Annotated in this window: 16 protein-coding genes and 1 pseudogene; 13 read left to right on the top strand and 4 right to left on the bottom strand. The window is 75.0% G+C overall.

Annotated elements, in window-relative coordinates:
- Window positions 1-17 precede the first annotated feature (17 nt).
- From GKE82_RS14700 to GKE82_RS14690, 3 genes are all read right to left on the bottom strand, one after another.
- Window positions 18-578: a TetR/AcrR family transcriptional regulator gene (locus GKE82_RS14700; protein ID WP_154733815.1), complete on the bottom strand. Its 561-nt coding sequence runs from the start codon at window positions 576-578 to the stop codon at window positions 18-20.
- Complete coding sequence (locus tag GKE82_RS14695; protein ID WP_309233612.1) at window positions 575-1606, bottom strand: alcohol dehydrogenase catalytic domain-containing protein; 1032 nt, start codon at window positions 1604-1606, stop codon at window positions 575-577. Before GKE82_RS14695 ends, GKE82_RS14700 begins: the two co-directional genes overlap by 4 nt.
- A gap of 124 nt (window positions 1607-1730) precedes the next feature.
- Entirely contained in the window at window positions 1731-2546 is an 816-nt protein-coding gene (locus GKE82_RS14690) for a sigma-70 family RNA polymerase sigma factor (protein ID WP_196189242.1), read from the bottom strand.
- A 186-nt stretch (window positions 2547-2732) separates the two neighbouring features.
- On the opposite strand from GKE82_RS14690, the pseudogene GKE82_RS31465 reads away from it, so the two are divergent.
- The 13 genes and pseudogenes from GKE82_RS31465 to GKE82_RS14625 all read left to right on the top strand — a co-directional run.
- Window positions 2733-3482, top strand: a pseudogene (locus GKE82_RS31465) (glycosyltransferase); the annotation flags it as partial.
- An 82-nt stretch (window positions 3483-3564) separates the two neighbouring features.
- Window positions 3565-5187, top strand: a complete 1623-nt coding sequence (locus GKE82_RS14680; RefSeq protein WP_154733813.1) for a tetratricopeptide repeat protein — start codon at window positions 3565-3567, stop codon at window positions 5185-5187.
- Window positions 5188-5338: 151 nt separating this feature from the next.
- Window positions 5339-5701: a hypothetical protein gene (locus GKE82_RS14675; RefSeq protein ID WP_107567619.1), complete on the top strand. Its 363-nt coding sequence runs from the start codon at window positions 5339-5341 to the stop codon at window positions 5699-5701.
- A complete protein-coding gene (gene fliD, locus GKE82_RS14670) occupies window positions 5698-7047 on the top strand; it encodes a flagellar filament capping protein FliD (protein ID WP_154733812.1) in 1350 nt (449 codons plus the stop codon). The genes GKE82_RS14675 and fliD overlap by 4 nt, the downstream gene beginning before the upstream one ends.
- A gap of 51 nt (window positions 7048-7098) precedes the next feature.
- On the top strand, window positions 7099-7524 hold the full coding sequence (gene fliS / locus GKE82_RS14665) for a flagellar export chaperone FliS (protein WP_107567617.1): 426 nt from the start codon (window positions 7099-7101) through the stop codon (window positions 7522-7524).
- Window positions 7521-7820: a hypothetical protein gene (locus tag GKE82_RS14660; protein ID WP_107567616.1), complete on the top strand. Its 300-nt coding sequence runs from the start codon at window positions 7521-7523 to the stop codon at window positions 7818-7820. Before fliS ends, GKE82_RS14660 begins: the two co-directional genes overlap by 4 nt.
- A 253-nt stretch (window positions 7821-8073) precedes the next feature.
- Complete coding sequence (flgB, locus tag GKE82_RS14655; protein ID WP_107567615.1) at window positions 8074-8433, top strand: flagellar basal body rod protein FlgB; 360 nt, start codon at window positions 8074-8076, stop codon at window positions 8431-8433.
- A gap of 7 nt (window positions 8434-8440) precedes the next feature.
- Window positions 8441-8896, top strand: a complete 456-nt coding sequence (flgC, locus tag GKE82_RS14650; protein ID WP_107567614.1) for a flagellar basal body rod protein FlgC — start codon at window positions 8441-8443, stop codon at window positions 8894-8896.
- Complete coding sequence (locus tag GKE82_RS14645) at window positions 8896-9228, top strand: flagellar hook-basal body complex protein FliE (protein ID WP_107567613.1); 333 nt, start codon at window positions 8896-8898, stop codon at window positions 9226-9228. The genes flgC and GKE82_RS14645 overlap by 1 nt, the downstream gene beginning before the upstream one ends.
- Window positions 9229-9234: 6 nt before the next feature.
- Entirely contained in the window at window positions 9235-10809 is a 1575-nt protein-coding gene (gene fliF / locus GKE82_RS14640; protein WP_154733811.1) for a flagellar basal-body MS-ring/collar protein FliF, read from the top strand.
- A complete protein-coding gene (gene fliG / locus GKE82_RS14635) occupies window positions 10810-11886 on the top strand; it encodes a flagellar motor switch protein FliG (RefSeq protein ID WP_107567611.1) in 1077 nt (358 codons plus the stop codon). It abuts the gene before it with no gap.
- Entirely contained in the window at window positions 11886-12512 is a 627-nt protein-coding gene (locus GKE82_RS28595; RefSeq protein WP_107567610.1) for a FliH/SctL family protein, read from the top strand. The genes fliG and GKE82_RS28595 overlap by 1 nt, the downstream gene beginning before the upstream one ends.
- Window positions 12509-13966, top strand: a complete 1458-nt coding sequence (locus GKE82_RS14625) for a FliI/YscN family ATPase (RefSeq protein WP_309233611.1) — start codon at window positions 12509-12511, stop codon at window positions 13964-13966. The genes GKE82_RS28595 and GKE82_RS14625 overlap by 4 nt, the downstream gene beginning before the upstream one ends.
- Before the next feature lie 27 nt (window positions 13967-13993).
- On the opposite strand, the gene GKE82_RS14620 is transcribed toward GKE82_RS14625, so the two are convergent.
- A complete protein-coding gene (locus tag GKE82_RS14620; protein ID WP_154733810.1) occupies window positions 13994-14827 on the bottom strand; it encodes a CHAP domain-containing protein in 834 nt (277 codons plus the stop codon).
- Window positions 14828-15026: the final 199 nt, after the last annotated feature.

Raw genomic sequence — 15026 nt, 5'->3', positions numbered from 1 at the left:
TGCGCTGACCCGCGGCGCTAGCCCAGCGCCGCGTCGACCAGCGCGGTGGCGGCGGCGCGCGCGGCGGCGGCGACCGACGCGGGGTCGCGCAGCTGCGCCTGCACGATCGCGCCGTCGAAGAGGATCGCGAGCTGGTCGGCGAGCGCGTCGGGGTCGGCGGCGCCCGCGGCGACCGCGCGGGCGTGGAAGTGGTCGCGCGTGGCCGCCTTGTGGCGGGCGGCGACGACGCTCGCCGGGTGGTCGGCGTCGGCGAGCTCGAGCCGCGCGTTCATGAACGGGCAGCCGCGGAACCCGCGCGAGGCGAACCACGGATCGAGGAGCGCGAAGGGGGCGAGCAGGGCGCCGCGCGCGCCGCCCTCGGCGTGGTCGGCCGCGGCGGCGAGCAGCGCGAGCGCGGGCTCGTCGCGCGCGACGAGGACGGCGGCGACGAGCTCGTCCTTCGTCGCGAAGTGCCGGTAGAGCGTCATCTTCGAGACGCCCGCCTCGGCGGCGATCCGGTCCACCCCGACCGCGCGGATGCCCTCCCGGTGGAAGAGCTTCGTGGCGGTGTGCAGGACGCGGTCGCGGGCGGCGCTCATCTCGTGAAGACGAGCTTGACGTAGTCCTCGACCAGGGCGTCGGCCGCCTCGTCGAACGGGACCACGCGCGTGGTCGCGGGGGCGGGGTCGAACGTCCCGGCGGCCAGCAGGTCGAGCACGGCGGGCGCGTCGCGGCGCGCGTGGATCCTCCCGGTCACGAACGTCGAGCCCATGACGTACATGCCCAGCAGCGGGAACGACGGCACGGTCGCCGGGTCGAAGTAGATCGCGGTGCTCGTGCAGATCCCGTCGCGGTCGAGGCTCCCGAGCGCCAGCGCGAGGCCCTCGCGGCTGGCGCTCGCGTCGACCGTCACCGGGAAGCGGCGGTCGACGCGGTCGGGGACGTGGTCGAGCGTCCGCGCCCCGTACGCCTGCGCCAGCGCGCGCCGGCCCGGGTCGGCGTCGACGTAGAGGACGTCCTCGCTGCCCAGCGCGACGGCCTGCCCGGCGGCGTACACGCCGATCGACCCGGACATCGCGCCGCCGACCACGAGCACCGGGGCGCCCGGGCGCTGCGCCAGCGCCGGGGCGACCGCCCGGTACGCGTCGGTGAGGTTGTCCGACGCGCCCGCCGCCACCTCGGGGGCGAGCCCGTCGGGGAGCCGGACGAGCATCGCGTCCGCGTACGGCACGAGGACGCGGTCGGCGAGGAAGCCGCCGAAGCGCGTCAGCTCCTCTCCGAACCCGAAGCCGTAGGTGGTGCCCAGCGCCTCGGTCTCGCAGTTGCCGCTGCGCCCGGCCCGGCACGCGCCGCAGGTGCCGCAGGAGATCTGGAACGGCACGAGCACGCGGTCGCCCGGCCGGACCGTGGTGACGCCGTCGCCGATCTCGAGCACCTCGGCGACGCCCTCGTGGCCGAGCGTGAACGGGGCCGGGAACGGGGAGCGACCGGACACGATCAGCGCGTCGAGGTCGCAGGTGGCCACTGCGAGGTGGCGGACGATCGCCTGGCCGTCGCCGGCGAGGACGGGGTCGGGGGCCTCGCGCCACTGCAGGTCGCGGGGGCCGAGGTAGGTCAGGGCACGCACGGAACGAGACTGTACCGTTCTGTATCGGACGTGTCGGCCGGGTCCGCAGAACGCGCGAGCGCCCCGGTGGGAACGGGGCGCTCGCGGGGAGGGGAGGGAGGGACCTGCGGGGTGAGGCGGTACGTCAGGCGACGGCCTTGAACAGCGCCTCGTCGGCGTCGAGCGCCGCGCGCAGCGTCTTCTTCATCGCGCCGTGGATCTGGCAGACCCGCGACTCGCTGACCCCGAGGATGTCGCCGATCTCGGCCAGCGTCATGTTCTTCACGTAGAGCAGCACGGCGACCTCGCGCTCGCGCCTGGGCAGCCGGGCGAACGCGGCGCGGAACTTCGTCTTCGCCTCGTCGGTCGCCGCCATGTGGATCGGGTCCAGGCGCTCGTCCTTGGACGCGATCGTGTCCAGGCGCTCGATCGTCGTCTCGTCGTCGCTCATCACCGTCGTGTTCAGCGAGGTGACGTCGGACTGGGTGACCTCGTCGCGCTTGCGGCGCAGCTCGGCGGCCGTGACCCCCATCGCGGCGGCGAGCTCCTCGGTCTTCGGGCGGCGGCCGTGCAGCGTCGTGAACTCGTCGGCGGCCTTCTCCATGTCGCGCTCCCAGCGGCGGACCGAACGCGGCGCCCAGTCCTGGCGGCGCAGCTCGTCGAGCACCGCACCGTGGATCCGCGTCCACGCGTACTGCTCGAGCGTCGCGCCCTTCGCCGGGTCGTAGCGGTCGATCGACTGGATCAGCGCCTCGAGGCCGCAGGAGATGAAGTCCTCCACCTCGCAGCGGGCCGGCATCTCGCGGACCTTCTTGTAGACGATGTACTTCACGAGCGGCGCGAAGGTGAGGACGAGGCGGTCGCGCAGCGCGCGATCCTCGGTCCGGCGGTACTCCTTCCACAGCGCCAGCGCGTCCTCGGAGGACAGTCGGCGGTGGGGCTTGCTGGTGACCTGCTGCATGGGTTCGTTGGTCCTTTGTGGCTGCGTGACCGGCGGGGACAGGGAGAGTGTCGGCCCCATGTGCTAGGAGCGATATCCCCGCTTCTTGGTATTTGCGTCGTCCGTGTGTCGAATGTCTCCATCCCCACTTCTGGGGAGGACGTCCACGAACTCAAAGGCGCCGTCGGCTGTCCGACCACCCTGGGCATGGCCCTCCGCCTCACGCCCTCGCCCGATCCGTCCGAGCGGACCGGTATCGCGCTGCCGCCCGTTCCGCAGGCGCGCGCGACACCCGCCGCGCTGCTCGTCCCGCGCGCGCAGGCGCTGCTCGCGCGCCGCGACGTCGCCGCCTACCGGGGCCTGTTCGGCGAGGCCGCGCACGTCGAGGACCCGCACCGCCGCTGGGAGGCGCGCTCCGCGCTCCTGCAGGCCGGACTGGGCGTCCACGGCTCGGCGATCGCCGTCGTCGCGCCCGTGTTCGCCGCCGTCGCCGACGCGGCGCTCGAGCTGCTCGAGGACGACCCGCGCGAGCCGCTGCTGCTCAACTGGGCGGGCGTCGCGCTCTACGAGCTCGGGGCGCTGCGCCCCGCCACCCGCCTGTTCGAGGCCGCGCTGCGGCTCGACCCCGAGCTGCCGCACGCCGCCGGCAACCTGCGCGAGGTCGCCCGCCGCAAGGCCGCCGGGCTCACCCGCATGCCCGGCCTGCCGCCCGCCGTCACCGCCGCGCTGCGCACGCTCGACGAGCGCGCCCGCCGCGTCGCCGCGCGCGCCCGTCCCGCCGAGGGCCTGACGCTCTCGCTGTGCATGATCGTCAAGGACGAGGAGGCGATGCTCGGCCGCTGCCTGGCCGCGGTGCGCGACGCCGTCGACGAGATCGTCGTCGTCGACACCGGCTCCACCGACCGCACCGTCGAGATCGCGCGCGAGCACGGCGCGCGGATCCTGCACCACGAGTGGACCGGGGACTTCGCCGCCGCCCGCAACGTCAGCTTCGACGCCGCCACCGGCGACTGGCTCCCTCTACCTCGACGCCGACGAGGTGCTGATCGAGGAGGACGTCGCCGCGCTGCGCGCCCTCACCGGCCGCACCTGGCGCGAGGCGTTCTACCTCGTCGAGGTCAACCACACCGGCGACCTCGAGGACGGCACCGCCGTCACCCACGACGCGCTGCGCGTGTTCCGCAACCGGCCGGCCTACCGCTTCGAGGGCCGCGTCCACGAGCAGATCGCCCACCACCTCCCCGGCTACCTCGCCGAGCGGATCGAGCGGACCCCCGTGCGCGTCGAGCACTTCGGCTACCTCGGAGCCGTGCGCGACGCGAAGGGCAAGTCGCGCCGCAACATCGAGCTGCTCGAGCAGCAGGCCGCCGAGGGCGTCGACACCCCGTTCCTCGCCTTCAACCTCGGCAGCGAGTACGCCGCCGCCGGCGAGAACGAGCGCGCGCACGACCGCTTCGCGCACGCGTGGGCCGCGCTGCGCAGCGACCCGGGCCGCAGCAGCTACGGGTACGTCCCGTCGCTCGCCGCGCGCTACGTGAAGTCCCTGCGCGTCACCGGTCGCCTCGACGAGGTCGACGCGGTCGCCGCGGAGATCCTCGGCTTCCTGCCCGGCTTCACCGACGTCGTCTACGAGCAGGGCTTCAGCGCCCGCGCGCGCGGCGACCTCGACCGCGCCGCCGAGCTCTTCGCCCGCTGCCAGGAGATGGGCGACGCGCCCAGCCGCTACAGCGCCACCGTCGGCTGCGGCACCTCGATGGCCGCGTGCGCGCTCGCCGAGGTCCGCCGCGACCAGGGCGACCTCGCCGCCGCCGAGCAGCTGCTGCGCACCGCGCTCGTGGACCACCCCGGCTACCTCGGCACGATCGAGCAGCTCGCCCTCGTGCTCCTGCGCGCCGGCCGGCCCGGCGACACGGTCGTCTCCGAGATCGAGGCGCTCGGCGGCCCGCTCGCCCCGACCGCCGCGTTCCTTGTCGGCATCGCCTGCTTCGAGCACGGCGCCGTGGGCACCGCCGCGACGCTGCTGCGCCGCGTGCTCGACGCCCAGCCCGGCGCGCACCCCGCCCGCGCGATCCTCGCCGAGGCGCTGCTCTCCACCGGGGACCTCGACGGGGCCCGCACCGTCGCCGAGGAGGTGCCCGCCGACGCCTCGTGCGCCGACGCCGCGGCCCGCACCGCCCTGTTCTGCCGCCTCGCCGCGGGCACCGCGGTCGCCGACGCGCAGCTCGACGCCGCCGCGGCGGTCGGCCTGCCCGCCGCCGAGGTCGCCGCCCTGCGCGCCTGGCGCGACGCGCCCGCCGCGACCCCCGCCGCCGGGACGCTGCCCGCCGCCGCCGGCCCGCCGGCGCTGACGATGCTCGACGCGCTCGCGCGCCTGGAGCAGTTCGACGCCTTCGAACGGCTCGCGCCCGTGCTCGACGCCGTCGACGCGCCCTGGCGCGAACGCCGCGAGGCGCTCGCCCGGCTGTACCTGCGCCGCGGCTTCCTGGAGTCCGCCGCCGACGAGTGGATCGCCGTCGTGGAGCACGCCGGCCCCGACGCGCGCGCGTTCGAGGGGCTCAGCGAGGTCGCCGTCGCCCGCGGCCTGGACGACGACGCGCGGGCGCTCGCCGACGAGGCGCGCCGCCTGCGCGCCGGCACCCCCGACCTCCAGCCCACCGGCTGAGCGCGTGCCGTACGCGCGCCACATCCAGCTGCCCGCCGCCCCTCGACCGAACGTCCAGGGGGTCGCTCAAGGGCGCCCCGGGGACACCGATCACCGGAAGGCGCGGACACGACCCACGGACGGGTCGCCCGGAGATCCAGGAGGGATCGGCATGAGCTTCACCACAGGACACGTCGCCCAGGTCCACGACCTCGCCGCCGCCCGGGCGCGGCGCGCCGACCGCGAGGCGGTCAAGGCCGCGCTGACCGCGCCGGCGTTCGCCGACGAGCCCGCCGTCCCGGGGGACATCCCCGCCGACGTCTGGGCCGAGGTCGAGGCCGCCAACCGCCTCTTCGAGGAGCTGCACGACGACGGCCACCAGATCGTCTTCGACGACGGTCACCTCGACGGCCGGCTCGTCATCGCCCTCTGCGACCTCGAGGGCCGCGTGCTGCGCGCGGTCCCGCCCGCGGAGGTCGTCACCGCCCTCGGGACCGGCGCGCCCGGCCGCCGACAGGGGGGCGACGCGGCGTGAGCCCGATCAGCTTCAGCGGCATGGCGTCCGGGCTCGACACCGAGTCCATCATCAGCTCGATGATGGCCGTGGAGGGCAACGGCAAGGTCCGCCTGCAGCTGCGGCAGGCGGCCGCCCAGGCCCGCCAGGACGGCTGGAACGAGGTCAAGGGCAAGCTCAGCGCCCTGCAGACCGCGGCGGTCGCGCTGCGCTCCGCCGCCACCTGGGGCGAGACCCAGACCGTCGAGAGCTCCGACACCACGAAGATCACCGCCCGCCAGATCGCCGGCGCCGCCCCCGGCGGGGTGCGCCTGGAGGTCGGGCAGCTCGCGCGCGCACCCCAGCGCACCTACGCGTTCACCCCGCAGGCCGGCACGTCGCAGCTGACGATCGGCTCGACCACCGTCGACCTCACCGCCGGCGCCACGCTCGACGACGCCGTCGCCGCGATCAACGCCTCCGCCGACGCGGGCGTGTACGCCGTCAACGTCGGCGGGCAGCTCGTCCTCTCCGGCAAGACCACCGGGGCCGCCGCCACGATCACCGCCTCCGGAGCCGGGCTCGTCGAGGACACCGGCAAGGCGAAGGCCGGCCTGGACGCCCAGTTCACCGTCGACGGCGTCCCCGGCACCGCGTCCTCCAACGTCGTGACCACCGCCGTCCCCGGCGTCGAGCTGACGCTCAAGGCCGTCACCGCCGGCGAGGTCACCGTGACCGCCGGGGCGCCCGCGCCGAACACCGCCGCGATCACCGAGAAGCTCAAGGCGTTCGTCGACGCCTACAACGCGACCGTCGACACGGTCCGCGGCAAGCTCACCGAGAAGCGCGTCCCGGACGCGTCCACCTCCGCCGACGCGCGCAAGGGCGCGCTGTTCGGCGACCCGGCGCTGCAGGGGATCCTCTCGAACCTCCGCGGGCAGATCGGCGCGGTCGTCTCCGGCAACCCGGAGGCCACCGACGCGCTCGCCGACCTCGGCATCACCACCGGGGACGCCACCGGCTCCGCCACGTTCAGCGCCGACGCCGTCGCCGGCAAGCTCAAGCTCGACACCACGAAGCTCGCCGCCACGCTCGCCGCGGACCCGACCGCCGTGCGGCGCCTTCTGGGCGGCGGCGGGGTCGACGGCTTCGCCCAGCGCTTCGAGGGCGCCCTCACCCCGGCCACCCAGGTCGGCGGCACGATCGAGGGCGCCGCCACCGCGGCGGGCAGCGAGGTCACGCGCCTGAAGGACGCGATGAGCCGCCTCGACTCCCGCCTGGCCAGCCGCGAGGAGCTGCTGCGCAAGCAGTTCGCCGCGCTGGAGACCGCCCTGTCCCGCAGCAAGAGCCAGCAGTCCAACCTGCTCGGCGCGCTCGGCCAGGCCTAGCCCGACCGCCATGCGTCTCACCCCGACCGACACCACGGAGGCCTCCGCCCCATGAACCCGTACGCCCGACCCGCCGCGTACCGCGAGAGCAGCGTCCTGACCGCGTCCCCCGAGCAGCTCGTCGTGATGCTCTACGACGGCGCGCTGCGCTTCCTGCGCCAGACCGAGGCCGCCTTCGGCGAGGGCGCGTGGAAGCACGGCGGCGACCGCCTGACCCGCGCGGAGGCGATCGTCGACGAGCTCCTCGCGACGCTGAACATGGACGCCGGCGAGCTCGCCGAGCGCCTCCAGGCGATCTACGTCTACTGCAAGCGGCAGATGATCGAGGCGCGCCTGGAGCGCGACGCGGACAAGCTCCGCACCGTCATCCGGCTGCTCGACGACCTGCGCGACGCGTGGGCGCAGCTCGCCGCGGGCAGCCAGCCCGGCGGCACCACCCCCGGCGGCGGCGGGTCGCTCCCGCCGATGGTCGCGTGAGCCCCGCGGTCGCCCTCGCCGCGCTCGCCGAGGAGGAGCTCGCGCTCGTCCTCGACGGTCGCGCCGACGAGCTCGACGCGCTCCACGTGCGCCGCGAGGCGCTCATGGGCCGCCTGATGGACCTCGCCCCGGCCGGGCTGCGGCCCGAGGACCGCGCCGCGCTCGAGCGCGCCGCCGGCACCCAGCAGCTCGTGACGCTCGCGCTCGGCGACGCCGTCGCCGCCGCCCGCGCCCAGCTCGGCGGCCTGCACCGCGGCCGCAGCGCCGCCGCGGGCTACGCCCGCGCCGCCGCCTGAGCCGCGCGGCCCCGCCCTCGTGCGCGCGCGCTCGCGCCCGTGGCCCCGACCGGGCCGCGGCGCCCCGCGGCGCCGCCCGCCGCCCGCGCCGGGGGTCCCCAGTTCTGGGGAGGCCGCGCGTCCACCGCGACAGGTGTCGCGCTCAACCCGCGGGCGTCCGGGCCGACCACCCCGAGTGACCTCCACGGACGGCGGTCGCCGCACCACCAGCCCAGGACGGGCGGCAGGGGTGCACCACCCAAGGACGCCATCCGTGCAGCTCTTCGACACCACCCAGCTCGCCCTCGAGGCCGCCATGCACGGCACCTCGCAGCGGCAGACGGCGATCGCGCAGAACATCGCGAACGTCAACACCCCCGGCTACCGCCGCCAGGAGGTCGACTTCGAGGGCCAGCTCTCCGCCGCGATGGCCGCCGACGACCGCGACGCCGTCCGGCGCACCGCGATCGTGCAGCGCACCGACGCGTCGGCCCCGGTCCGCATCGACGGCAACTCCGTCGACATGGACGTCGAGGCGGCCGGCCAGGCCCGCAACGGCCTCATGTACCAGGCCCTCGTCGCGGTCACGAAGGCGCGCACCGGGATCATCCAGTCCGCGATCGGGAACCGCTGAGTCCCCCATGGGCCTGTTCGACGCCATCGACATCGCGGGCAGTGGCCTCAGCGCCGAGCGCCTGCGCATGGACGTCACGTCCGAGAACCTCGCCAACGCGCAGACCACCCGCGGCGCGGACGGCCAGCCGTACCGCCGCAAGGAGGTCGTCCTCCAGGAGGCCGCGGGCGGCGCCCGCGCGACCTTCGCCTCCGCCCTCGAGGGCGCCATGGGCCGCACCGGCGCCGCGCCCTCACGCGGCGTGCAGGTCGCGGCGATCGTGCAGGACAGCGCGCCCAACCGGCGCGTCTACGACCCCGGGCACCCCGACGCCGGCCAGGACGGCTACGTCGAGCTGCCCAACGTCAACACCGTCACCGAGATGGTCGAGCTCATCAGCTCCTCGCGCGCCTACGAGGCCAACGCGACCGCCATGCAGACGGCGAAGTCCATGTTCACCCGCACGCTCGACCTCCTGCGCTGATGCCGATCGAGGCACTGGCCGGGGCGGCCGCCGAGTGGCAGATCCCCTCGATCACCGAGGCCGACGCGGTCGGCGGCGGTGGCACCGGCGCGGCCGGTGGCGTCGGCGGTGGCGGCGGCTTCGGCGGCATGCTCGGCGACCAGATCCAGAAGCTCGAATCCCTCCAGAACGACGCCGCCAAGGCCTCCCGCAGCCTCGCCGACGGCACCGCGACCGATCCCTCCCAGGTCGTCGTCGCCGTCGAGCGGGCGCAGCTGGCGATGCAGCTCGCCGCGCAGCTGCGCACGAAGGCCGTCGACGCGATCAGCGACGTCATGCGAACCCAGGTGTAGCCCTCCATGCCCACGCAGCTCCTCACGACCATGTCCACCCGGGGCAAGATCACGATCGCCGCGAGCGCGCTGGCGTTCGTGGTCGTCGCGTTCCTGCTGCTGAAGATCGCGGGGGCCCCGAGCTACTCGACGGTCGCCGCGGGCATGGACCCGGCCGAGACCACGAAGGTCACCGGCGCGCTCGACGCCGCCGGGGTGAAGTACGAGATCCGTCGCGGCGGCACCGAGCTCGCGGTCGAGAAGGGCATGGAGACCGACGCGCGGATGGCGCTCGCCTCCGCCGGCGTCGTCACCTCCGGCGCACCGAAGCAGCCCGGCTTCGAGCTGCTCGACAAGCAGAAGCTCGGCGCCTCCTCGTTCCAGCAGCAGGTCGCCTACCAGCGCGCCCTCGAGGGTCAGATCGCCCAGACGCTCGGCACGATCGACGGGGTCGGCGGCGCCCAGGTGCGCCTGACGCTCCCCAAGGACGAGCTGTTCGCCGACGAGGCGAAGCCCGCCACCGCCGCGGTCCTGCTCACCGGCAAGGCCGAGGAGCTCGAGCCGTCCGCCATCCGCGGGATCGCGAACCTCGTCGCGTCCTCCGTGCCGGACCTCGACCCCAAGAAGGTCACGATCACCGACGGCGCCGGGCAGCTCGTCTGGCCGCAGGGCGACGGCACCGGGATGGCCGGTGACGGTGGCGGCACGCTCGGCAAGCCCGCCGCGGAGGCCCGCTACGCCGCGCAGCTCGAGTCCTCCCTCGACGCGCTGCTCGTCCGCACGCTCGGGCCCGGCAAGGCGACGGTGCAGGTCGCCGCCGACCTCGACCTCAGCGAGTCCACGCAGGAGAAGCTCCAGTACGCGCGCCGCGGCACGCCGCTGAAGGAGACCACCGAGACCGAGACGCTGACCAGCCAGGGCGGCGGCACCGGTGCGACCGCGGGCACCGCGGCAAACATCCCGACCTACGCGGCCGGCGGCGGCGCGGCGGGCGGCAACTCCAACTACCGCAAGACGACCGCGCAGCGCGACCTCGGCGTCGACAAGACCGTCACCCGCACGAAGGTCGCGCCCGGCACGGTGCAGCGCCTCGACGTCGCCGTCGTCGTCGACAAGAAGGTCCCCGCCGCCGACGTCGCCGCGCTGCGCACCGCCCTCACCTCCGCGGCGGGCATCCGCGCCGCGCGCGGCGACACGCTCGCCGTCAGCCAGGTCGCGTTCGCCGCCACGCCCGCCGCGACCACGGCGCCCGCGGCCGGCCCGCTGCTGATCCCCGTCGGCATGCAGGGGATCGTCAAGGCGGTCGCGATCGGCCTCGGCGCGCTGCTGTTCCTCTTCTTCGTCACCCGGCACCTGCGCCGCCGCGAGGCGGACCCGTTCGCCGACGAGCCGAGCTGGCTGCGCGCGCTGCCGGTCGTCGAGGGGCACGCCGCGCTGCCCGCGCCGCGCAAGGAGATGGACCCGATCGACCTGTCGCCGCCCGACGAGGCGCTCAGCGTGTTCAAGAACGATCCGCGCGCGATGGCGCTCGAGGAGCTCGTCGCCCGCGAGCCCGAGCGGGTCGCCGGCCAGCTGCGCGCCTGGATCACGGAGGAGAAGTAGATGTCCACGAGCACGGCGGTCGCGGTCAACACCGAGATCCAGCTCGTCACGCAGGAGGACCGGATCCTCCTCAACGGGCTCAACGGCCGCCAGAAGGCGGCGATCTTCCTCATCTCGATCGGCTCCGAGCGCGCCGCCGAGATCCTGCGCCACCTCACCGAGCGCGAGGTCGAGGCGCTGTCGGCGGAGATGGCGTCGATGTGGCGCGTCAAGGCGGAGACGACCCGCGCGGTCATCGCCGAGCTCGCCGAGCAGTTCAGCGCCAAGGACTACTACGCGATCGGCGGCCCCGAGTTCGCCCGCGAGGTCCTCGTCCACCTGCTGGGGGAGGAGCGCGCCGAGGAGATCATCGGGTCGCTCGCCGCCTCGGCGGAGCTGCGCCCGTTCGACTTCCTGCGCAAGACGCCGCCCGAGCAGATCGCCACGTTCCTCGCCGACGAGGCCCGCCAGACCCAGGCGCTCGTCGTCGCCTCGCTGCACACGACGCTCGGCGCGAAGGTGCTCGCCGCGCTGCCGCCCGACGCCCAGGCCGACGTGGCGCTGCGCATCGCCACGATGAGCGACACGAACCCCGGCGTCGTCGAGGACATCGAGCGCGGCCTGCGGCTGAAGCTCGCCAACGTCCTCACCCAGGAGTTCTCGTCCGCGGGTGGCGTCGACTCGCTCGCGGAGATCCTCAACCGGGCCGGCCGGTCGACCGAGCGCAACGTCCTGCAGGCCGTCGCCGAGCACGACCAGGACCTCGCCGACGAGATCCGCCAGCGGCTGTTCACCTTCGACGACATCGTCGTCCTGTCCGACCGCGACATCCAGCTGGTGCTGCGCGAGGTCGACCAGAAGGACCTTGGGACCGCGCTGCGCGGCGTCGGGGCCGAGGTCGCCGAGCGGATCTTCGCGAACATGTCCACGCGCGGCGCGGAGATGCTCAAGGAGGACCTCGAGACCTCGCAGCCGCAGCGGCGCGCCGTCGTCGAGGAGGCGCAGGGCCGCGTCGTCGCCGCCATCCGCCGCCTCGAGGAGGCGGGGGCGATCACGCTCGGCCGCGGCGGCGAGGACGCCGAGGACGAGGTCATCTGATGGCCGAGATCGCCGCCTTCGACTTCCCGGCGCTGGAGCCCGTCGCCGGGACCGCGCTGCACCGCACCCGCGACCTCGTCGCCGAGGCGCAGGCCCAGGCCGACGCGATCCGCGCGGCCGCGCACGCCGAGGGGCTCGCCGCGGGCCGCGCCGACGCGCACGCCGCGGTCGCCCCCGCCGTCGGGCTGCTGCAGCAGGCGGCCGCCGAGGTGGCCGCCGTCCGCGACGGCCTGGCCCGCGAGGCCGAGGACGCGGCGGTCGAGCTGGCGTTCGCGATCGCCGAGCAGGTCCTCGCCGGCGCGCTCGACGCGCACCCCGCGCTCGTGGTCGACGTCGTGCGCGGCGCGCTGCGCTGCCTCGTGGAGCGCGAGCGCGTCACCGTGCTCGTGCACCCCGACGACCTCGACCTCGTCCGCGACGCGGTCCCGGACCTCGTCGCCCAGCTCGGCGGCATCGAGCACTGCGAGGTGCAGACCGAGCGCCGTGTGGTGCGCGGCGGCGCGCTCGTGCGCACCGTCGCGGGGGAGATCGACGCGACGCTCGCCACGAAGCTCGACCGTGCCCGCGAGGCGGTCCGCGACGGCGTGCTCGCCGCGCGCACCGCCGAGGACCCCGCGATCCCGTGACCGGCGGGCTCGCCGAGCGCCTCGAGGCGCACGCCGCTACCGTCCGGCGCGCCGACCTGCACCGGCGCCGCGGACGCGTCACCGACCTGATCGGCCTGATCGTCGAGGCGACCGGCCTCGAGGCGGAGGTCGGCGAGGTCTGCGAGATCGAGACCGGCCGCGACCGGCCCCCGACGCCCGCTGAGGTCGTCGGCTTCCGCGCCGGGCGCACGCTGCTGATGCCGCTGGGCGAGCTCGTCGGGATCGGTCCCGGGGACCGCGTCACCGCGATGGGCGCACCGGTGCGCGTGCCGACCGGCGCGTCGCTGCTCGGCCGCGTGCTGGACGGTCTCGGCCGTCCGATCGACGGCGGTCCGCCGCTGGCGCTCGGCGACGACCTCGTGCTCGCGAGCGTCGAGGCGTCCCCGCCGTCCCCGATGGAGCGGCCGCGGATCACCGACCGCGTGTCGCTCGGGGTCCGGGCGCTCGACGCGCTCGTCCCCTGCGGCCGCGGGCAGCGGCTCGGCATCTTCGCCGGCTCCGGCGTGGGCAAGTCCTCGCTGCTGGGCATGATCGCCCGGGCCACCGAGGCGGACGTGAACGTCATCTGCCTCGTCGGCGAGCGCGGCCGCGAGGTCCGCGAGTTCCTCGACCGCGACCTGGGGCCCGAGGGTCTCGCGCGCTCGGTGGTCGTCGTCGCCACCAGCGACCAGCCCGCGCTCGTGCGGATCAAGGCGGCGCTCACCGCCACGACGATCGCCGAGTCGTTCCGCGACATGGGCGCCGACGTGCTGCTGATGATGGACTCGGTGACGCGCTTCGCGATGGCCCAGCGCGAGATCGGCCTGGCGATCGGGGAGCCGCCCGCGACCCGCGGCTACACCCCCAGCGTGTTCGCGCTCCTGCCGAAGCTGCTGGAGCGCTCGGGCACCAGCGCGCTCGGCTCGATCACCGGGCTCTACACGGTGCTCGTCGACGGCGACGACATGAACGAGCCGATCGCCGACGCGGTCCGCTCGATCCTCGACGGGCACGTCGTCCTCACGCGCGAGCTCGCCCACCAGGGCCACTACCCGGCGGTCGACGTCCTGCAGTCCGTCTCCCGCCTGGTCGGGGAGATCATGGACCCGGCGGCGCGCGCCGCGGCGACGGAGCTGCGCGCGCTGATGGCCGCGGAGAAGGACAAGCGCGACCTCGTCGCGATCGGCGCGTACGAGCGCGGGACCGACCCGGTCGCCGACCGCGCCATCGACCTGAAGCCCGCGATCGACGCGTTCCTGAAGCAGACGGTCGACGAGCGGCCGGACGCGCTCGCGGCCGACGCCGCGCTCGCCGCCGTCGTCGGGGGCGCAGCGCGCGTCGTGCCGGGGATCGTCGAGGGGTCGGTGGCCGCCGACCCTGCGGTCGGCCTGCCGGCCGACCCGCAGCACGCGGCCTCGCCGAGCGCGATCCCGCCGCTCAACCTCGCGGTCTGACGCGGCGGGACCCGGCCCGGCCGGGCGCTACGGGTGGATGAACGTCATCACCGACGTCTTGGTCAGCCACTCCTTGGAGTACCGGTGCGTGCCGCCGGCGTTGTACTGCTCGACGAAGATCCGCTTCCCGCCGCTGCCGACCTTCGCGACGATCGCGACGTGGCCGTAGCGGCCGGAGTTGCGGACCATGATCGAGCCGACCTTCGGCGTGCGGTCGACCTTCATGCCGATCCTGCGGGCGTTGTCGTCCCAGGTCATCGCGTTGCCGAAGCGGCCGCCCTTGTAGCCGTTGGCGAAGCCGCGGATGACCTTGCTGATCCGGTACGCGACGAAGCTCGTGCACTCGCGGAAGTAGAAGTTCCACGGGTCGACGCCGTTCCAGCTGCGCGTCGGGTACGGGTAGTCGTCGCGGAGCTTCACGCTCGCGGGCAGGCCGCTGCTCGGAGCGGGGGAGGGCTGCGTGTTCACCGGCGTGGTGGCGCCGCCGCAGTCCGGGGCGACGCGCTGGTCGCTGCCGGTGTAGACGTAGGTGTCGGAGACGTAGCCGCCGCCGGACAGCTTGTCCCACAGCGTCGAGGTGCCGAAGCGGCCGGTCACCCGGTCGCCCTGCGTCTGGCAGACGATGCGGACCTTCGTGTCGTTCGCGAGCTTGCGGACCACCCGGCCGCTGCTGGACGGGGTGGCGCGCACCGCCAGCGTGTAGCCGGCGTTGACCTTCACGGTCCCGGGCGCGGCGGCCGCCCGCGCCGTCGGGCCGTCGGCGGTCTTCGCGCCGGCGGCCCCGACGAGCGTCAGCGCGGCGGCGACGGTGGTGGTGGCGAGCAGCGCACGGCGCCGCCCCTGGGTCCTGGACAGGTGCATGGGGAGTCCTCCGAGAGCAGTGGTCTGAGCCGGTGACCGGCGACGCGGGTCGCCGATGGCGCAGAGTGAATCGCGTCGGCCGCCGCGGGTGGCGGTGCCCTCACGGACTTCTCACATCGCATGAGGACCCTCACGATCCGGCCGGGCGAAGCGCCGTACGAACCCCTGCGCTGAGCGCGGGAAACGTACGGCGGTCGCT

Origin of the sequence: Conexibacter sp. W3-3-2, from assembly GCF_009707605.1 — a bacterium.
Lineage (GTDB): Bacteria > Actinomycetota > Thermoleophilia > Solirubrobacterales > Solirubrobacteraceae > Paraconexibacter > Paraconexibacter algicola.
The sequence above is the reverse complement of the archived record's forward strand: the minus strand, read 5'-3'. Positions and strand labels throughout refer to the sequence as shown.